Annotated in this window: 17 protein-coding genes; 5 read left to right on the forward strand and 12 right to left on the reverse strand. The window is 65.9% G+C overall.

From position 1 onward, the window contains the following. Positions 1-39: 39 nt before the first annotated feature. Entirely contained in the window at positions 40-405 is a 366-nt protein-coding gene (gene pilH, locus UUA_RS07465; protein ID WP_008435575.1) for a twitching motility response regulator PilH, read from the forward strand. 64 nt (positions 406-469) lie between these two features. Here the strand turns inward: pilH and UUA_RS07470 are convergent, their stop codons facing one another. Next, a complete protein-coding gene (locus tag UUA_RS07470; protein WP_008435582.1) occupies positions 470-1,363 on the reverse strand; it encodes a DnaJ C-terminal domain-containing protein in 894 nt (297 codons plus the stop codon). A 96-nt stretch (positions 1,364-1,459) separates the two neighbouring features. Next, positions 1,460-1,918, reverse strand: a complete 459-nt coding sequence (locus tag UUA_RS07475) for an Hsp20/alpha crystallin family protein (RefSeq protein ID WP_008435583.1) — start codon at positions 1,916-1,918, stop codon at positions 1,460-1,462. A 142-nt stretch (positions 1,919-2,060) separates the two neighbouring features. On the opposite strand from UUA_RS07475, the gene UUA_RS07480 reads away from it, so the two are divergent. The 4 genes from UUA_RS07480 to UUA_RS07490 all read left to right on the forward strand — a co-directional run bounded on the left by UUA_RS07480 (position 2,061) and on the right by UUA_RS07490 (position 3,389). Next, positions 2,061-2,543, forward strand: a complete 483-nt coding sequence (locus UUA_RS07480; RefSeq protein ID WP_008435584.1) for a peroxiredoxin — start codon at positions 2,061-2,063, stop codon at positions 2,541-2,543. A 166-nt stretch (positions 2,544-2,709) separates the two neighbouring features. Continuing rightward, the gene (locus UUA_RS19970; protein ID WP_008435585.1) at positions 2,710-2,940 is read left to right on the forward strand and encodes a hypothetical protein; all 231 of its coding nucleotides are present in this window, start codon (positions 2,710-2,712) and stop codon (positions 2,938-2,940) included. Continuing rightward, positions 2,940-3,140, forward strand: coding sequence for a hypothetical protein (locus tag UUA_RS19975; protein ID WP_008435586.1), 201 nt, complete (start codon positions 2,940-2,942; stop codon positions 3,138-3,140). The genes UUA_RS19970 and UUA_RS19975 overlap by 1 nt, the downstream gene beginning before the upstream one ends. Positions 3,141-3,143: 3 nt before the next feature. Continuing rightward, a complete protein-coding gene (locus UUA_RS07490; protein ID WP_008435587.1) occupies positions 3,144-3,389 on the forward strand; it encodes a helix-turn-helix transcriptional regulator in 246 nt (81 codons plus the stop codon). 64 nt (positions 3,390-3,453) lie between these two features. On the opposite strand, the gene gyrA is transcribed toward UUA_RS07490, so the two are convergent. The 10 genes from gyrA to nusA form a co-directional block, all read right to left on the reverse strand. Further along, positions 3,454-6,069: a DNA gyrase subunit A gene (gene gyrA, locus UUA_RS07495; protein ID WP_008435588.1), complete on the reverse strand. Its 2,616-nt coding sequence runs from the start codon at positions 6,067-6,069 to the stop codon at positions 3,454-3,456. A 269-nt stretch (positions 6,070-6,338) separates the two neighbouring features. Beyond that, positions 6,339-7,358, reverse strand: a complete 1,020-nt coding sequence (mtnA, locus tag UUA_RS07500; RefSeq protein ID WP_008435589.1) for an S-methyl-5-thioribose-1-phosphate isomerase — start codon at positions 7,356-7,358, stop codon at positions 6,339-6,341. 52 nt (positions 7,359-7,410) lie between these two features. Further along, positions 7,411-8,478 carry a class III poly(R)-hydroxyalkanoic acid synthase subunit PhaC gene (locus UUA_RS07505; RefSeq protein WP_008435590.1) on the reverse strand — a complete coding sequence of 356 codons (1,068 nt, stop codon included), beginning with the start codon at positions 8,476-8,478 and terminating at the stop codon, positions 7,411-7,413. Positions 8,479-8,491: 13 nt separating this feature from the next. Further along, positions 8,492-9,523 carry a poly(R)-hydroxyalkanoic acid synthase subunit PhaE gene (locus UUA_RS07510; RefSeq protein ID WP_008435591.1) on the reverse strand — a complete coding sequence of 344 codons (1,032 nt, stop codon included), beginning with the start codon at positions 9,521-9,523 and terminating at the stop codon, positions 8,492-8,494. Positions 9,524-9,644: 121 nt separating this feature from the next. Continuing rightward, positions 9,645-11,750, reverse strand: a complete 2,106-nt coding sequence (gene pnp, locus UUA_RS07515; RefSeq protein ID WP_008435592.1) for a polyribonucleotide nucleotidyltransferase — start codon at positions 11,748-11,750, stop codon at positions 9,645-9,647. Positions 11,751-11,832: 82 nt separating this feature from the next. After that, the gene (rpsO, locus tag UUA_RS07520) at positions 11,833-12,102 is read right to left on the reverse strand and encodes a 30S ribosomal protein S15 (RefSeq protein ID WP_008435593.1); all 270 of its coding nucleotides are present in this window, start codon (positions 12,100-12,102) and stop codon (positions 11,833-11,835) included. Positions 12,103-12,268: 166 nt separating this feature from the next. After that, positions 12,269-13,195 carry a tRNA pseudouridine(55) synthase TruB gene (truB, locus tag UUA_RS07525; protein WP_008435594.1) on the reverse strand — a complete coding sequence of 309 codons (927 nt, stop codon included), beginning with the start codon at positions 13,193-13,195 and terminating at the stop codon, positions 12,269-12,271. Positions 13,196-13,223: 28 nt separating this feature from the next. Further along, entirely contained in the window at positions 13,224-13,607 is a 384-nt protein-coding gene (gene rbfA, locus UUA_RS07530) for a 30S ribosome-binding factor RbfA (protein ID WP_008435595.1), read from the reverse strand. 138 nt (positions 13,608-13,745) lie between these two features. Then, positions 13,746-16,550 (reverse strand): translation initiation factor IF-2, encoded by a 2,805-nt coding sequence (gene infB, locus UUA_RS07535; protein WP_008435596.1) that lies wholly within the window; start codon positions 16,548-16,550, stop codon positions 13,746-13,748. Positions 16,551-16,682: 132 nt separating this feature from the next. Further along, the gene (gene nusA, locus UUA_RS07540; protein WP_008435598.1) at positions 16,683-18,188 is read right to left on the reverse strand and encodes a transcription termination factor NusA; all 1,506 of its coding nucleotides are present in this window, start codon (positions 18,186-18,188) and stop codon (positions 16,683-16,685) included. Positions 18,189-18,252: the final 64 nt, after the last annotated feature.

The raw sequence follows: 18,252 nt of genomic DNA on the forward strand, positions 1-18,252 counted from the left end.
GGCTTAGAATCAACGAAACTCGCAGGGGATTATCACCTTATGGCACGCATCCTGATCGTCGACGACTCTCCGTCGCAACTGCTTGGCATCAAGCGGATCGTCGAAAAACTCGGGCATGAGACCCTCTCGGCCGAAGACGGCGCCGCGGGCGTGGAAGTGGCCAAGGCGGAGAAGCCCGACCTGATCCTGATGGACGTGGTCATGCCCAATCTCAACGGCTTCCAGGCCACCCGCACGATCAGCAAGAACGCGGAGACCGCGCACATTCCGATCATCCTGGTAACCACCAAGGACCAGGAGACCGACCGCGTCTGGGGCATGCGCCAGGGCGCCAAGGCCTACGTGACCAAGCCGATCAAGGAAGAGGAGCTGCTCAAGGCGCTGCAGGAGTTCCTGCCGGGTTGATCCCCGCCACGCTTCGTGAAAAACGGCGCCCGCAGGCGCCGTTTTTGTTTATGCCGCCCGCAGCTCAGCGGCGCGGATCGAAGTTCGCGAATGCCTCGTGCAGCGCTTCGTACGCAGCGCGCTGTTTGTCGCTCTCCGCCGCCGGCGCACGGATCGACAGCTCCACCAGCTGATCGCCCGGATTCGCGCCCGGCATGCCACGCCCCTTCAGGCGCAGCTTGCGCCCCGATTGCGAGCCCGCCGGGATGCGCAGGTCGACCGTACCGGCCAGCGTCGGTACCGGCACGGTGGCACCCAGTGCGGCTTCCCACGGTGCGATCGGCAACACGTGCACCACATTGCGACCGTCCAGCCGGAAACGCGCGTCGTCGCGAACACCCACCTCCAGCAGCAGGTCGCCATTCGGCCCGCCGGCCGTGCCGGGATGCCCCTGGCCGGACAAGCGGATCACCTGGCCCGGCTGGATGCCCGCCGGAATCTTCACCTCCAGCACGCGCTCGCCACCCACCTGATCCTGCATGGCCAGCCGCGTGCGGCCACCGTCGAACGCCGTCTGCAGGTCGATCTGCACCGATGCCTGCACATCCCGGCCGCGACGCGACCGCGGCTGGCCATGATGGCTGCCGGCGGCACCGCGGCCGAACAGGCTCTCGAAGAAATCGCTGAAGTCGCTGTCGCCACCACCGAAACCCTGCTGCCCCTGCCAGCCCGGCGGCGGCCGGAACTGCTCGCCCTGCCGGTAGCCGCCGGCACGCAGCTGGTCATAGGAACGCCGCTTCTCGGCGTCCTTGAGCACCTCGTTGGCCTCGTTGACCGCCTTGAATTTCTCCTCGGCGCCGGCTTCCTTGTTCTTGTCCGGATGGTATTTGCGCGCCAGCTTGCGATACGCGGCCTTGATCTCGGCCTCGCTCGCCTCGGGCTTCACACCCAGAATGTCGTAATAGTCTTTGAATTCCACGCACCGCTCCCGCCGGTTCGATCTCTTCCACACGCAACGACCTGCCGCGGATCATGGTCCGCGGCAGGTCGCCCGCGCAATACTCGCGGAAATGTTTCAGCTGCCGGTATTGATGGTGATGCGGCGTGGTGTGGTTTCCGCCTTCTTCGGAATGACGATTTCCAGCACGCCATCCTTGCCATGTGCGGTGACGCCGTCGGCATCGGCACTGTCGGGCAGCGCGAAGCGCCGGTAGAACACGCCGTGCGAACGCTCCAGCCGGGTGAACTTGCCGTTCTGCTCGCGGTTCTCCACGGTGCGTTCGCCCTTGATGGTGAGGATGCCCTTCTCCATGCTCACCTCGATCTTCTCCGGGTCCACGCCAGGAATGTCAGCGTAGATCACGAAACGCTTGTCCTCTTCCTTGATGTCCACGCGCGGCGCCCACTGGCTGGTCACCACGTTGGACTGGTCCGCCTCGGCCGGGTTGCCCAGCAGGCGATCGAACGCCTCGCGGATGTCGCCGATGTTGGCCGTGCCGGCCGGATTCCATGAAAAATTGCGACTCAGATTCATGTTCGTATCTCCTCGTCGATAAAGGTCTGCGGCTCGATGCCGCCCGCCCAGGAAGTGGGTTTGCAGGGTTCCCGATTCAAGGCGACAAGCTTCGTTCCGCGGCGCTAGCATGGCGTGGTTGCCAACGAAGGAAGCCCGCACCATGACCATCCAGATCGGCCAGTCGCTGCCGGATATCGAGCTGTCGGTGGTCGGCGAGGAGATCCGCCCCTGCCGGACCGGCGAACTGTTTGCCGGAAGCCGCGTGGTGCTGTTCGCCGTCCCTGGCGCCTTCACGCCGACCTGTTCCAGCCGGCACCTTCCCGGCTACGCACAACGCTACGCCGACTTCCAGGAAACCGGGGTGAAGGTGATGTGCCTGGCAGTCAACGACGCCTACGTGATGCAGGCCTGGGCCCGCGCCCAGCAGGTTCCCCCGGGCCTGTTGATGCTCGCCGACGGCAACGCCAGCTTCACCCGCGCGCTGGGCCTGGAACTGGACGGCAGCGCCTTCGGCATGGGCCTGCGCGCACGCCGCTTCGCGCTGTATGTGGAGGGCGGCGTGGTGCGCCTGTTGCGGGTGGAGGCGCCGGGCGAACTGCGCGTTTCCAGTGCCGAGGCGATGCTGGCCGCTATCGGCGGGTGACTTGCAGATGCATCACTTGATCGGCGATGCATGAAACGAGTGGCGAGATGAGGTAAACCGGCAGGTCGTTTACTCATATGTAACCCATAGGTTTCTTAATGGAACCCATAGGTTCTATTCTTGCCACTGAGCACCATGGCTCACAACGTTCCCGGGAAAAACAACCATGCAAGACACGGATAACCAGATAGACAAGCTGGTGAGGAATGAGCGCCACGGTGTGTTGTTCGCCCTGCTGGTTGTCCTCGCTCTGGCAGCGGTACTGGTGCTGGGCAGCGACACCCGACGTGCGTTGTTGCTGGCGCTGGCCATCGGCATCGTGTTTGTCGTCGCCTGGCTGGGCCAGCAGCGCACGCCTGGCCCGAAAGACGCCATAGCGAAAAGCGTGACGCCGTGATGCACGATGAATTGCGGCAGGCCGCGATCGCACACGCCTACAAGTGGGCGTTCTTTACGGTAATAGGGGCATTGGCAGCGTTCTGCCTGTCAAGCATCTTCGTAACCATCAGCATCTCTGGCCAGATGATGGCGGCGCTCACCATTGCGCTGGCCGCAACCGTTTTTCTTGCCATCTTTCTGCTGCTCGACCGAGCTTGACCCATGCAAGGAGAGCGCCTGGCCAACCGCCTGAAAGTCCTGCGCGCCGAGAAGGATCTCACCCAGCAGGCGTTGGCAGAGCTGATCGGAACCACCCGCAAGTCGATCAACGCGATCGAAATGGAGCGAATGGTTCCTTCGACCCTGCTCGCGCTCAAACTGGCGCGTGCCTTGGATACCTCAGTCGAGAAACTGTTCCACCTGGCGGAGCCACACCACAAGCGAGAGCATCGCCAGGTCGCACGGTAACCGGCACTGCATGGTCCAAAGAAAATCCCCGGCACGCCGGGGATTTTTTCGTTTCAAGCCGGACTCACTCGTCAGTTGCCGATGGCTCGATGGCCACGGAGCCGTCATCATCGGATGGACTTGCGACACCGACGACCTCGGCATCCTCGCCGTTGTCCTCGTCCGCCTCCAGCCGCATCACGCTGACCAGCGTTTCGTCTGCCGGCAGGCGGATCAGGGTGACACCCTGGGTATTGCGGCCCAGCTGCGAGACTTCGGCCACGCGGGTACGCACCAGGGTGCCCTTGTCGGAAATCAGCATCAGCTCGTGCGCCTCGCTGACCTGCACCGCGGCGACCAGCGCGCCGTTGCGCTCGGAGCACTGGATGCCGATCACGCCCTGGGTACCGCGGCCTTTCTTGGTGAACTCGGCCAGTTGGGTGCGCTTGCCGTAACCGCGTTCCGTCGCGGTGAGGATGTCGCCCTCCGCCGCCACGATTAGCGAGACCACCTGCGCACCTTCGGCCAGCTTCATGCCGCGCACGCCGGTGGCGGTGCGCCCCATCGAACGCACGGTGTTCTCGTCGAAGCGGTTGACCTTGCCGTTGGAGGCGAACAACAGGATGTCGCTGTTGCCATCGGTCAGCTCGACGTTGACCAGCGCGTCATCATCGTTCAGCTTGATGGCGAGCTTGCCCTTCTGCAGCTGGAACGCAAACTCGCTCAGCGGGGTCTTCTTGACCGTGCCGTGCTTCGTCGCGAAGAACACGAAGCGGTCATCGCTGTATTCGCGGATGGGAAGCACCGCCTGCACCTTCTCGCCGTCGCCCAGCGGCAGCAGGTTGATGATCGGCTTGCCACGCGCGCCAGGACCCGCTTCGGGGATCTGATAGACCTTGAGCCAGTAGACGCGGCCGGTGCTGGTGAAGGCAAGCAGGGTGTCGTGCGTGTTGACCACCCACAGCTGCTCGACCACGTCCTCGTCCTTCAGCGCCGAGGCCGAGCGCCCCTTGCCACCGCGCTTCTGCGCGCGGTATGTGCTGGCCGGCTGGCGCTTGATGTAGCCGGTGTGCGACAACGTGACCACCATGTCTTCCGGCGCGATCAGGTCGAGTACGTTGAGGTCTTCCTGCGAATGCTGGATCTCGGTGCGGCGGGCATCGCCGAACTCGACCTTGATCGCCTCCAGTTCCTCGCGGATCACCTGCAGCAGGCGGTCCGGATTCTCCAGGATCTCGATCAGGCCGCGGATGGTTTCCAGGATCTGGCGGTATTCGTCGGAAAGCTTTTCCTGCTCCAGCCCGGTGAGGCGGTGCAGGCGCATCGCCAGGATTTCCAGTGCCTGCGCCTCGGACAGCTGGTAGCCATCGGCCTTCAGGCCATCGCGCGGATCCATGTCCTCCGGTCGCGAGGCACCGGCGCCGCTGGCGGACAACAGGGTCCGCACCAGGCCGGCTTCCCAGCGCCGCACCACCATGCGCTCGCGCGCCTCGGCCGGCGACGACGAGGTCTTGATCAGCTCGATCATCTCGTCGATGTTGGCCAGCGCGACGGTGAGGCCTTCGAGGATGTGCGCGCGGGCACGCGCCTTGCGCAGGTCGAAGATGGTGCGACGGGTGACCACCTCGCGCCGATGGCGGATGAACGCCTCGAGGATGTCCTTGAGATTGAGCAGCTTCGGCTGGCCGTCCAGCAAGGCCACCATGTTGATGCCGAAGGTGACCTGCAGCTGGGTCTGCTGGAACAGGTTGTTCAGCACCACGTCGCCCATCGCATCCTTGCGGATTTCGATGACGACGCGCATGCCGTCCTTGTCGGATTCGTCGCGCAGCTCGCTGATGCCTTCGAGCTTCTTCTCCTTGACCAGCTCGGCGATCTTCTCGATCAGCCGGGCCTTGTTCACCTGGTACGGCAGCTCGTGGACGATGATCGTCTCGCGGCCGTTCGGCTCGGTCTCGATCTCGGCCTTCGCGCGCACCAGGATGCGACCGCGACCGGTGCGGTAGGCCTCGATGATGCCGGAGGACCCGTTGATGATGCCGTGGGTCGGGAAATCCGGGCCGGGGATGTAGTGCATCAACTGATCGATCGACAGCGCGGGCTCGTCGATCAGCGCGATCGTCGCGGCGATCACCTCGTTGAGGTTGTGTGGCGGGATGTTGGTGGCCATGCCGACCGCGATGCCGGCCGAGCCGTTCACCAGCAGGTTCGGCACGCGCGTGGGCAGCACCAGCGGTTCGTGCTCGCTCTCGTCGTAGTTCGGACCGAAGTCGACGGTTTCCTTGTCGATGTCGGCCAGCAGCTCGTGACTGAGCCGCGACATGCGCACCTCGGTGTAACGCATGGCGGCGGCGCTGTCGCCGTCGACCGAACCGAAGTTGCCCTGGCCGTCGACCAGCATGTAGCGCAGCGAGAACGGCTGCGCCAGGCGTACGATCGCGTCATACACCGACTGGTCGCCGTGCGGATGGTACTTACCGATGACGTCACCGACCACGCGGGCCGACTTCTTGTACGGCTTGTTGTAGACGTTGCCCAGCTCATTCATCGCGAACAGCACGCGGCGATGCACGGGTTTCAGACCGTCGCGGACATCCGGGAGGGCGCGGCCCACGATCACGCTCATGGCGTAGTCGAGGTAGCTCTGGCGCATCTCGTCTTCGATGTTGACGCGAATCACTTCTTTGGCGAGCTCTGCCATCAATCGGCTTCCCTGATAACAAAAAAAAGGGCCTCGACACCGCGCCTCAAGCGCATGCGCCAGCAACCTGAAATCAACCTTGAAAGTGTAGCATGAACGGCATCAAAAAGACAGGATTTAGTCTTTGTTAATCAATAGCTTGCAACATCATGCGCAAGTGCAGGACAAGCCTCGGGCAGGCTGCCGGAAAATTGAGCAAGGTGGCGAACGGCGCTTGCCGGAACGAGATTCCCGGCGCGCGCAAACCGCGGCTTCCGCGTGAGGGCGTTTCAGCGCCCGAACATGGCCTGCATCGCCATGCCGTTCGGCCGCTCGATCACGCCGCGCTCGGTCACGATGGCGTCGATCAACTCCGCCGGGGTCACGTCGAACACCGGGTTCCAGGCCTGCGCGCCCTCGACCACGGTGCGGCGCCCGGCGGTGCCGAGCAGCTCGGCCGGGTCGCGCAGCTCGATCTCGATCTCCTCGCCGCTGCCGGTGGCCATATCGACGGTGGAGGATGGCGCCACCACCATGAACTTCACGCCGTGGTACTTCGCCGCGATCGCCAGCTGATAGGTGCCGATCTTGTTGGCGACGTCGCCATTGGCAGCGATGCGGTCGGCGCCCACGACCACCCATTGCACCGCACCGGACCTCATCAGATGCGCGGCGGCGGAATCGGCGATCAGCTGCGCAGGGATACCGTCGCGCACCAGTTCCCACATGGTCAGTCGCGCGCCCTGCTGCCAAGGCCGGGTTTCACCGGCATAGACCCGCGCGATCCGACCTGCCGCCACGCCGGCGCGGATCACCCCCAACGCGGTGCCGTAGCCGGCGGTGGCCAGCGAGCCGGTGTTGCAATGGGTCAGCACGCCCGAGCCCGGCGCGATCAGGCCAGCGCCCAGCTCGCCCATGCGCCGGTTCGCGGCAAGATCCTCGTCCTGGATCGCCTGCGCCTCGCGCAGCAACGCATCGGCATCGGCGCCGGCGGCGAGGCGTCGCTTCATCCGGTCCAGCGCCCACATCAGGTTTACCGCGGTGGGACGCGCGGCGCGCAGCGTGGCCAGCACCGGTTCCAGCGCCATGCCCTGCTGCGCCGCCATCGCCACGCCCCAGGCCGCGGCGATGCCGATCGCCGGCGCGCCGCGCACGGCCAGGTCGCGGATCGCCTCGGTCACCTGCGCGGCGTCGCGGCAGTCGACCCAGCGTTCCTCGCCGGGCAGCAGGCGCTGGTCGAGCAGGCGCAGATGGCCGCCCTGCCACTGCACGGCGCGGATGGAATCGTGGGCTTCAGCGGTAGTGGTCATCCGGCCATTATCGCCCGCCGCGCACGCATTGCGCGCGGTAGGCGGCGACGAATCAGTCGCGCTGGTGCAACCACTGGTGGATCGCCGGCGGCACTTCGCGCTGCGCGCGACTGGACACGTAGATGCCGATGTGGCCGCCCTTGAATGCGAGCTGGGTGTAGTCGGTGGTGCCGACGTACTTGCCCAGCGCGCGCGCGGCGTCCGGCGGCACCAGGTGGTCCTGCTCGGCGAAGATGTTCAATACCGGCTGGGTGATCATGCCCAGATCCACGTTCTGACCACCGATCTGAAGCGTGCCCTCGACCAGCTTGTTGCCCTGGTAGAAATCCTTGATGAACTGGCGGAACGCCTCACCGGCCTGGTCCGGTGAATCGAAGATCCAGCGCTCCATGCGCAGGAAGTTCTCCAGCTCGGCAGGTTTGTCGAGGATATCGACCATGTCGATGTACTTCTGCTGGGTCAGCCGCAGCGGCTTCAGCGTGAGGTAGACATAGTTCATCAACCCGGCCGGGATGTTGCCCATGGTGTCGACGAACAGGTCCACGTCCATGCGGCGGCACCAGTGCGACAGCATGTTGTCCGGCGTGTGGAAATCCACCGGGGTGACCATGGTGATCAGGTTCTTCACCTTGTCCGGGTGCAGCGCGGTGTAGCACAGCGAGAACGCGCCGCCCTGGCAGATGCCGAGCAGGCTGATCGCGTCCAGGTCGTGCCGCGCGCGCACCGCGTCGACACAGCGGTCGAGGTAGCCGTTGATGTAGTCGTCCAGGGTCAGCCAGCGGTCGGCGCCGTCGGGATAGCCCCAGTCGATCAGGTAGACGTCCTCGCCCTGCTCCAGCAGGTTGCGCACCATCGAACGGTCGGTCTGCAGGTCGGTCATCCACACCGTGTTGACCAGCGCGTAGACGATCAGCAGCGGGGTCTTCGCGGTGGGCTTGCCGTGGCCGGTGAAGTGCCAGACCTTCAGCTTGTCCTCGCTGTAGACCAGTTCGCGCGGCGTGTTGGCGTATTCGGGCTCGCGCATGCTGCGCAGGTTGCCCATGCCGGCAGCCAGCTTGTGCTGGAAGGTGGCGATGTCGGCGAGTGCCCTGGCCGGGTCGATGCGCAGTGGCGTCTGCATGGTTCAGGTCTCCTTACTTGCGCTTGCGCGGACTGGGAGCGGGCGCGGCGGTCGGTTTGCGTGTCGCTTTTGCCGGCACCTTCTTCGCTGCCGCCACGGATTTCGCGGGCGTGCTCTTCTTCGGTGCCGACGCCGCGATTCGGCCACTGGCCAACTGGCGTTTCAGCGCCGCCAGCTCGCCGCGCAGGGCCATGATCTCGTCAGCATGGTCGGCGGATGCACCGGATTGGCGGCTGGCGTGAAACTCGCGGCGCAGGGCCTGCAGCCGCTCGCCGAGGCTGGACACCTCGCTGCGCGTCGGCATGCCGAGCTGCTGGCACATCTGCTCGGTCTGCTGCTGCTGCAGCTGGCGCACGCGCATCTGCGTGTCGGCCATCTCGCCGTAAACGTCGCGGAACTCGTCGGACAACGCGATCTCGGCGTAGGCCTCTTCGGAGGCGTCCACCCACAGGTCGTACAGCACTTTCAGCGAATCGACCTGGCGACCCGGCTCGGCCAGCTTGTCTTGCAGACGCTGCATGCCTTGCGTGTTGGCGCGCTGGATCAGCTCCTGGTAACGTGCGATGGCCTGTATCGAGGCCATCAAGGCGATGGCCAGTGCCTGCTGCTGCATCTGCTGCTCACGGTTCAGGCCGAAAGCCGGCGTCGGCCCTTGTACTCCCGCCAGGTCGGCAAAACCGCTGTGTCGAGCCGCCTGCATCCACGCCTGCCATTGCCGCGCAAAACCTTCGGCAGCAGCGCTGTCGATGCCGCCGAACGCCTGCGTGAATGGTTGGCTGGCACCGCCGAACATCTGCTGCAGTTGCTGACGCCAGCCCGTTGCCGGCTGGGCCGCACCGCCGCTGGCGGCCGCCTGCATCCAGTCGAAATACCCCTTCAACCCGGCCAGCGTGCGCTCCAGCGTGTCGTTGCCAGCGGCTGGCGCTGGCGATGACGCAAACGGATTGGCTGCCGACGGCGGCTGGAACTGGCGCGTCCAGGCATCCCAGGATTGCTGCGCCAGCGCCTGATAGTCCTTGATGAAATCGTTCGCCGGGTCGGCCATCGGTGCATCCTCTTGCAGGGTCCACCCATCCTAGCAAAAGCAGGTTGCACAAAATCACTGGTGCCCAAACGCACGAGGCCCGGCATCAGCCGGGCCTCGCGGAATGGCCTTGTCCGGAAACTCAGACGCCGGCGCGCTCTTCCTCGGTCACGGCCTTCATCGACAGGCGGATGCGACCCTGCTTGTCCACTTCGAGCACCTTGACCTTGACGATGTCGCCTTCCTTCAGCTTGTCGGATACCTTCTCGACGCGCTCGTCGGAGATCTGCGAGACGTGCACCAGACCATCCTTGCCCGGCATGATCGTGACGAAGGCGCCGAAGTCCATCAGCTTGGCCACCCTGCCCTCATAGATGCGGCCCGGCTCGACGTCCGAGACGATCTGCTCGATGCGCTTCCTGGCCGTTTCGCCCGCCTCGCGGTTGACCGAGCCGATGACGATGGTGCCGTCGTCGCTGATGTCGATGGTGGTGCCGGTCTCCTCGGTGATCGAGCGGATGGTGGCGCCGCCCTTGCCGATCACTTCGCGGATCTTGTCCGGGTGGATCTTGATGGTGATCAGGCGCGGGGCATACTCGCTCATCTCGGCGCGGGCGGTGCTGATCGCCTTGGCCATCTCGCCGAGGATGTGCAGGCGACCGCGCTTGGCCTGGGCCAGCGCCACCTTCATGATCTCCTCGGTGATGCCGTCGATCTTGATGTCCATCTGCAGCGCGGAAATGCCTTCGGCACTGCCGGCCACCTTGAAGTCCATGTCGCCGAGGTGATCCTCGTCGCCCAGGATGTCGGACAGCACGACGAAGTCGCTGCCTTCCTTGACCAGGCCCATCGCGATGCCGGCCACCGGCGCCTTCAGCGGCACGCCGGCATCCATCATCGCCAGCGAGGAGCCGCACACCGAGGCCATCGACGAGGAGCCGTTGGACTCGGTGATTTCCGAGACCACGCGCACCACGTACGGGAATTCCTCGATGCCCGGCTTGACCGCCTGCACGCCGCGCTTGGCAAGACGGCCGTGGCCGATCTCGCGGCGCTTCGGCGCGCCGAAGCGGCCGGCCTCGCCCACCGAGAACGGCGGGAAGTTGTAATGGAACAGGAACGGATCCTTCGACTCGCCGCCGGGTGCGTCGATGATCTGCGCGTCACGCGTGGTGCCCAGCGTGATCACGACCAGGGCCTGCGTCTCGCCGCGGGTGAACAGCGCGGAACCATGCGTACGCGGCAGTACCCCGACGCGGGCGGTGATCGCGCGCACGTCGTCGAGCTGGCGGCCGTCGATACGCACCTTGGTCTTCAGCACGCTGTCGCGCATGGTGTGGTATTCGAGTTCCTCGAATTCCTTGGCCATCGCGGTGGTGGACCAGCCGTTCTCTTCGGCCTGCGCCTTGAGACCAGCCAGCACATCAGCCTTGATCGCGGAGATCGCGTCGCGACGCTCCAGCTTGTCGCGCACCTGGAACGCTGCGGCCAGCTGATTGCCGACCGCGCCCTTGACGGCGGCGACCAGAGACTCGTTGCGCGCCGGTGCCCGCCAGTCCCACGACGGCTTGCCGGCTTCGGTGGCCAGCTCGGCGATCGCGCGGATCGCGGTCTGCATCTGCTGGTGGCCGAACATCACCGCGCCTAGCATCACGTCCTCGGACAGCAGCTGCGCCTCGGATTCCACCATCAACACGGCACCGGCGGTACCGGCGACGACCAGGTCCAGCTGGGAAGTCTTCAGCTCGGTGGCCGACGGGTTCAACAGGTACTTGCCACCCGCGTAGCCGACGCGGGCGGCGCCGATGGGACCCTTGAACGGGATCCCGGCCAGGCTCAGCGCGGCGGATGCACCGATCAGCGCCGGAATGTCGCCGTCGATCTCGGGGTTGAGCGAGACGACCTGGGCGATGACCTGCACCTCGTTCTTGAAATCGTCCGGGAACAGCGGGCGCACCGGGCGATCGATCAGACGCGAGGTCAGCGTCTCCTTCTCGGTCGGGCGGCCTTCGCGCTTGAAGAAGCCGCCGGGAATGCGGCCGGCGGAGTAGAACTTCTCCACGTAGTCGACGGTGAGCGGGAAGAAGTCCTGCCCTTCCTTCTGCTTGGCAGCGGCCACGGCGGTGACCAGCACCACCGTGCCGCCCATGCTGACCATGACCGCACCGGATGCCTGGCGGGCAATTTCGCCCGTCTCCAGCGTGACTTCGTGATTACCGTACTGGAATGACTTGGTTACTTTTGCCACGTGCTTAATTCCTGATCTGATTGAGAAGTGCGCTCACGGGTGGGCGCCTCTTGATCTTTGCGTTCACGGATGAACGCATGGATTACCGCCGCAGGCCGAGGCGTTCGATCAGGGTCTGGTAGCGCGCAAGATCGCGATCCTTCAGATAGCTGAGCAGGCGCTTGCGCTGGTTGACCAGCTTCAGCAGGCCACGGCGGGAGTGATGATCCTGCTTGTGGTCCTTGAAGTGGCCAGTGAGATGGTCGATGCGGGCGGACAGCAGGGCCACCTGGACCTCGGTCGAGCCGGTGTCGTTGGGCACGCGGCCGAAATCAGCGATGATCTTGCCGGTCTGTTCTGCGGTAAGAGACATGGTTGTACGTTTCCTTGAAAGGCGATGCGAAGCTTGCGCTTGCGTCATCGCGATGACGCAAGCGCAAGCTTCGCCTAGGTGAGTGAAAGTGTTGAAATAACTTGTCTATTCTACTGATGGGAGTGGTGCTTCAACAAGAGCGCCGCCTGCCGTCGGAGCAAATCGGTCAACCCGGCGGCAGATTGAAGCCGCGCACGATGCGCGCACGCCCTTCAGCATCGGCTTCCAGCAACGCCAGCAGCGCGCCGTCACTGGCGTATGCCGCGCAATGCCCGACTTCCGGCAGGCCCGGCAGCACAATCTGCTGGCCGCGCGATATGGCCATGCTCTGCGTCTCATCGAGCCGCAATACCGGCAGATCGGACAGGCCGGCCGATACCGGCAGCAGCCATGCTAGCAAAGCCTCGTCGCCCTGCTCCACCGCCTGCTCCAACTGCGTCAGGGTGACCATCCGCGGCTCGCGGAACGGCTCGACCCAGATCCGGCGCAACGCGGTCAGGTGGGCGCCGCAGCCCAGGTCCTCGCCCAGGTCCACCGCCAGCGAACGGACATAGGTACCCGAGCCGCACTCCACCCGCAGCTGCAGCGTATCGCCTTCGCGCGCCAGCAGCTCCAGACGGTGCACCTCCACCTCGCGCGGGGCCAGCTCGACGGTTTCACCGCGGCGTGCCTTGGCATACAGTCGTTCGCCACCCTGCTTCAGCGCGGAATACATCGGCGGCACCTGCAGGATGCGCCCGCGCAACCTGGCCAGCGCCGCCTCGACCCTGGCGTCATCGAGCTCCGGTACCGGGCGCTGCTGAACGACTTCGCCTTCACTGTCGGCGGTATCCGTGGTGACGCCGAGCCGGCACTCGGCCAGATAGGCCTTGCGCGCGCCCAGCAGGCTGCCGGCCAGCTTGGTCGCCTCGCCGAAGCACAGCGGCAGCAGGCCGGTGGCCAGCGGATCGAGCGCACCGGTATGGCCACCCTTGGACGCACGCAGCAGCCGGCGCACGGTCTGCAGCGCCTGGTTGGAACTCAGGCCGGGCGGCTTGTCGAGCAGCACGATGCCGTGCAGGTCACGGAACGGGATGCGCGGCGAACGCTTCATCGACTCGGTGGAATTCCGTACTGGCGATTCAATCGCGCTCGCCGCCATCCGGAGGCGCCAGATCGCGCACCTGCTGGCGCAGCAGCGACTCGATGCGCTCGCCCTTGTCGACCGAATCGTCGTACTTGAACTTCAGCTCCGGCACCCGGCGCATGCGCATGCCGCTGTGCGCCAGCGCGTGGCGGATCTCGTGGCTCATCTCGTTGAGCGCCTTCACTGCCGGCAAGCCCTGCTCCGGCAGCATGGTGGTCACCCACACCGTGGCCCAGTCGAGGTCACGGGTGATCTCCACGTCGCTTACGCTGGTCGACGGCAGCCCGTGGTCGCGCACCGCCGCGTGCACCAGCAAGCCCAGCTCGCGGCGCAGCTCGGCGCCAATGCGGTCAGTACGTTTGAAATCGCGGGAAGGCATGGGGAAAGGCCGGGAATGGGGAGTCGAGAATAGGGAATAGAAGAGCCAAAGCACGCCACACGGGCAATGATCGGGAATAGGGACAGCCGCCTTGGCTATTCCCTATTCCCTACTCCCGCGCCGCAACGCCCGAGGGCGTTACAGCGTACGTGCCACCTCGGTGCGCTCGAAGCACTCGATCTGGTCGCCCGGCTTGACGTCGTTGTACTGCTTCACGGCGATGCCGCATTCCATGCCCGCACGCACTTCGTCGACCAGGTCCTTGAAGCGGCGCAGCGATTCCAGTTCGCCCTCGAAGATCACCACGTGGTCGCGCAGCACGCGGATCGGCTTGCTGCGCTTGACCGAGCCTTCGGTGACCATGCAGCCGGCCACCGCACCGAACTTGGAGCTGCGGAACACATCGCGGACCTCGGCGATGCCGATGATGTCCTCGCGCACTTCCATGCCGAGCAGGCCGGTGGCCGCCTGGGTCACCTGGTCGATCACGTCGTAGATGATCGAGAAATAGCGCACATCCACGGCGTTCGTCTCGATCACCTTGCGCGCCGAGGCGTCGGCACGCACGTTGAAGCCGATCACCAGCGCCTTCGAGGCCGCCGCCAGGGTGGCATCGGATTCGGTGATGCCGCCGACGCCGGAGGCGACCACGTTGACGCGAACCCGATCGTTGCCGATCTGGGTCAGCGACTCGCGCAACGCCTCGACCGAGCCCTGCACGTCGCCCTTGACCAGGATGTTGAGCGTCTGCTGCTCCTCTCCCTGGCCCATCTTGGCGATGATGTCCTCGAGCCGGTTGCTCTTGCTGACCATCCGCGTCTCGCGCCGCTTCAGCTGGCGCTCCTCGGCAACCTCGCGGGCCAGCCGCTCGTCCTCGACCGCGACGAAGTCGTCGCCGGTCTCCGGCACGCCGGACAGGCCCAGCACCTGGACCGGAATCGACGGGCCGGCTTCGGCCACCTGCTTGCCGGTTTCGTCGACCAGCGCGCGCATGCGGCCGTACTCGATGCCGCAGACCACGAAGTCGCCCTTGCGCAGCGTGCCCTGCTGCACCAGCACGGTGGCCACCGGACCACGGCCGCGGTCCAGACTGGATTCGATCACCACGCCGGAGGCGCGGCCGTCGACGACCGCCCTCAATTCCATCACTTCGGCCTGCACCGAGATCGCGTCGAGCAGGTCCTCGATGCCCATGCCGGTCTTCGCCGACACCGGCACGAACTGCACGTCGCCGCCCCAGTCCTCCGGCACCACTTCCTGCGCCACCAGGCCCTGCTTGACGTTGTCCGGGTTCGCGCCGTCCTTGTCCATCTTGTTGACGGCCACGATCAGCGGCACCTTGGCGGCGCGCGCGTGCTTGACCGCCTCGATCGTCTGCGGTTTCACGCCGTCGTCGGCGGCCACCACCAGGATCACGATGTCGGTCGATTGCGCGCCGCGGGCGCGCATCGAGGTGAACGCGGCGTGGCCGGGGGTATCCAGGAAAGTGATCACGCCCTTCGACGTTTCCACGTGGTACGCGCCGATGTGCTGGGTGATGCCGCCGGCTTCGCCGGAGGCGACCTTGGTGCGGCGGATGTAGTCGAGCAGCGAGGTCTTGCCGTGGTCGACGTGACCCATGATGGTCACCACCGGCGGCCGCGGCACCTTCTCGCCTTCCAGTTCAATGGTCTGGGTATGCGCCGCCAGCGTCTCCTCGGCGTTGTTCTGGGCGTCCGCCACCGGCGTGTGGCCCAGCTCCTCCACCACCAGCACCGCGGTGTCATGGTCGATCGTCTGGTTGATGGTCGCCATCACGCCCATCTTGAACAGCGCCTTGACCACTTCCGACCCCTTCACCGCCATCTTCTGGGCGAGGTCGGCCACCACGTTGGTATCGCTCACCACCACCTCGCGCACCACCGGCGCGGTGGGCCGCGAAAAGCCGTGCGGACCGGCCGCCGCCGCACCGCCGCCGCGCAATGCTTCGCGGCCGCCGCTGCGGCCGGGCTTGGCGCGCTTGCTGCTGGAAGAGCGACGGGCGCGATCGGCTTCGCTCAGATGCATCTGGCCGCCGGCAAAGCGCTTGCCGGCCTCGCGGTCTTCCTTGCCAAGGTTCTCGCTGCGCTCACGCGGATGCTTGGGCTTGCCGCGAGCGGCCTCGCCGGCCGCGGCCGGAGCCGTCGCACCGACCGCCGCACCACGCGCCGCAGGAGCAGCCGGTGCGGCCGGTGCCGCGGGCGCCGCCGCCGGCTTGACCAGCTTTTCGCGTTTGCGCGGCTCATGGATGCGCGGCAGGATCATGCCCAGGTCGCGCTGATCGATGCGCTGGACGGTCCCGGAGGCGTCGTCGGCGGCCGCTGCAGGCGCCACTTCGGCCGCCGGTTCCGGCGTCGCCTCGACGCGTTCGACCGCCGCCGGCTCGGGCGCGCTGGCCAGTTCCGCCTCGCGCTGCTCCTTTTCGGCCTTGCGGCGCTGTTCGTCCAGAGCGTGCTGCGCCTCCGCCTGGCGGCGCTGCTCGGCCTCGACCCGCTCGCGCTCTTCCTGCTCGCGCTGCTGCTGCGATTCCTGCAGCTTGCGCACGGCATCCTCGCGCTCGGGTTCGGCGCTGGCTTCCTCGGCGATCACGCTGCGCTTGACGTAGGTGCGCTTGGCGCGCACCTCGACATTGACCGTCTTGGCCGTGCCCGCGGCGCCGCGGCCGCCGGGCGCCGCCACCTTCAGCTCGCCGACCGTGCGGCGCTTCAAGGTGATCTGGCGCGGCGCGCTGTCGTCGACCTCGCTGGCGGCTTCGCCCTTGCCATGCGTACGGCGCAGGAAGCCGAGCAGCTTCACCTTCTCGGTGCTGCTGATGACCTGCTCCTGGTCGGAGAATTTCATGCCTGCCTCGCCCAGCTGCGTCAGCAGCCGGTCGACCGGCATGCCCAGTACCTGGGCGAGTTGTTTGATCGTGACATCCGACATCGTGTTGTTTGCTCCGCCGTTCCCGCGCCTATCGTCCGTGCGGCATCATCTGCGCCGCCACCTCCATCCGTGGTGAAAGGCTTCGGAGGAAGCCTTTCCCGGCAACCCCTCCGGGGTTGCCGCCGCCTGCGGTCAGCCACCCTTCTCCAGCCGCGCGATCATCGGCGCACGTGCAGCCATGATCAGTGCCGCGGCACGCTCCTCGTCCATACCTTCGATGTCGATCAGGTCGTCCACCGCCAGGTCGGCGAGGTCGTCGACCGTGGTCACCGCACGTGCGGCCAGCGCAAAGGCCGTCTCCTCGTCCATGCCGTCCAGCGCCAGCAGCTCCTCGGAAGGCTGATGTTCGTCGACGCCCTCCTCCACCGCCAGTGCCTCGGTCAGCAGCGCGTCGCGGGCGCGGGCGCGCAATTCCTCGACGATGTCCTCGTCGAAGCCCTCCACCGCGAGCAGCTCGGCGCTGGGCACGTAGGCGATCTCCTCGATGCTGGAGAAGCCTTCCTGCACGAGGATCACGGCGATCTCCTGGTCCACCTCGAGCTTGTCCATGAACAGCTGGCGCGCGGCCTCCTGCTCGGACTCGCTCTTGGCGGTGACCTGGTCCTGGGTCATTACGTTGAGCTGCCAGCCGGTCAGCTTGCTGGCCAGGCGCACGTTCTGGCCGCCGCGGCCGATCGCCTGGGACAGCTTGTCCTCGGCCACCGCAATGTCCATCGAGTGCTTTTCCTCGTCCATGATGATGGACTGCACTTCCGCCGGCGCCATCGCATTGATGACATACTGGGCCTGGTTCTCGTGCCACAGGATGATGTCGACGCGCTCGCCGTTGAGGTCGTTGGACACCGCCTGCACGCGCGAACCGCGCATGCCGATGCAGGCGCCGATCGGATCGGTGCGGCTGTCGTGCGCGAGCACGGCAATCTTGGCGCGGTCGCCCGGATCACGGGCGCAGCCCTTGATCTCGACCAGCCCCTGACCGACTTCCGGCACCTCCAGCTTGAACAGCTCGATCATGAACTCCGGCGCGGCACGCGACACGAACAGCTGCGGGCCGCGCGCCTCGGAGCGCACCTCGTACAGGTAGCCGCGCACGCGATCGCCGACACGGGCCGATTCGCGCGGAATGGTCTTGTCGCGCGGGATGAACGCCTCGGCGTTACTGCCCAGGTCGAGATAGATGTTGCCGCGCTCGACGCGCTTGACGATGCCGGTGACCAGCTCGCCCACGCGGTCGGCGAACGCGTCGACCACCTGCTGGCGCTCGGCCTCGCGCACGCGCTGCACGATCACCTGCTTGGCGGCCTGCGCGGCGATGCGGCCGAACTCGGCGTTCTCGATCTGCTGCTCGATGTACTCGCCCACCTTGGCGTCGGCGCGCTCGTCCAGCGCATCCATCAGGCGCAGCTGGTACGACGGCGATTCCATCTCGCCGTCGTCGGCGATGATTTCCCAGCGGCGGAACGTCTCGTATTCGCCGGTGTTGTGGTCGATCGACACGCGGATATCGGGCTCCTCGTCCGGATAGCGCTTCTTCGCGGCCGAGGCCAGCGCGGCCTCCATCGCCTCGAAAATCACTTCCAGCGGTACGCCCTTTTCATTGGCAACCGCGTCGACGACCAGCAAAAGTTCTTTGCTCATTACTGCAACTCCGTAGGCACCCCGTCCGGATGCCGATGGTTGAATTGTTACGCTCATCCAGGAA

The organism is Rhodanobacter thiooxydans LCS2 (assembly GCF_000264375.1).
In the GTDB taxonomy this organism is placed as follows: Bacteria; Pseudomonadota; Gammaproteobacteria; order Xanthomonadales; family Rhodanobacteraceae; genus Rhodanobacter; species Rhodanobacter thiooxydans.

Bases quoted from the DNA above. Each gene is read 5' to 3' on its own strand.
- infB (WP_008435596.1), bottom strand. From the start codon at position 16,550: ATGTCGGATGTCACGATCAAACAACTCGCCCAGGTACTGGGCATGCCG.
- truB (WP_008435594.1), bottom strand. From the start codon at position 13,195: ATGAAGCGTTCGCCGCGCATCCCGTTCCGTGACCTGCACGGCATCGTG.
- UUA_RS07480 (WP_008435584.1), top strand. From the start codon at position 2,061: ATGACCATCCAGATCGGCCAGTCGCTGCCGGATATCGAGCTGTCGGTG.
- nusA (WP_008435598.1), bottom strand. From the start codon at position 18,188: ATGAGCAAAGAACTTTTGCTGGTCGTCGACGCGGTTGCCAATGAAAAG.
- UUA_RS19970 (WP_008435585.1), top strand. From the start codon at position 2,710: ATGCAAGACACGGATAACCAGATAGACAAGCTGGTGAGGAATGAGCGC.
- UUA_RS07510 (WP_008435591.1), bottom strand. From the start codon at position 9,523: ATGGCCGACCCGGCGAACGATTTCATCAAGGACTATCAGGCGCTGGCG.
- UUA_RS07475 (WP_008435583.1), bottom strand. From the start codon at position 1,918: ATGAATCTGAGTCGCAATTTTTCATGGAATCCGGCCGGCACGGCCAAC.
- UUA_RS19975 (WP_008435586.1), top strand. From the start codon at position 2,940: ATGCACGATGAATTGCGGCAGGCCGCGATCGCACACGCCTACAAGTGG.
- mtnA (WP_008435589.1), bottom strand. From the start codon at position 7,358: ATGACCACTACCGCTGAAGCCCACGATTCCATCCGCGCCGTGCAGTGG.
- gyrA (WP_008435588.1), bottom strand. From the start codon at position 6,069: ATGGCAGAGCTCGCCAAAGAAGTGATTCGCGTCAACATCGAAGACGAG.
- rpsO (WP_008435593.1), bottom strand. From the start codon at position 12,102: ATGTCTCTTACCGCAGAACAGACCGGCAAGATCATCGCTGATTTCGGC.
- rbfA (WP_008435595.1), bottom strand. From the start codon at position 13,607: ATGCCTTCCCGCGATTTCAAACGTACTGACCGCATTGGCGCCGAGCTG.
- pilH (WP_008435575.1), top strand. From the start codon at position 40: ATGGCACGCATCCTGATCGTCGACGACTCTCCGTCGCAACTGCTTGGC.
- UUA_RS07505 (WP_008435590.1), bottom strand. From the start codon at position 8,478: ATGCAGACGCCACTGCGCATCGACCCGGCCAGGGCACTCGCCGACATC.
- UUA_RS07490 (WP_008435587.1), top strand. From the start codon at position 3,144: ATGCAAGGAGAGCGCCTGGCCAACCGCCTGAAAGTCCTGCGCGCCGAG.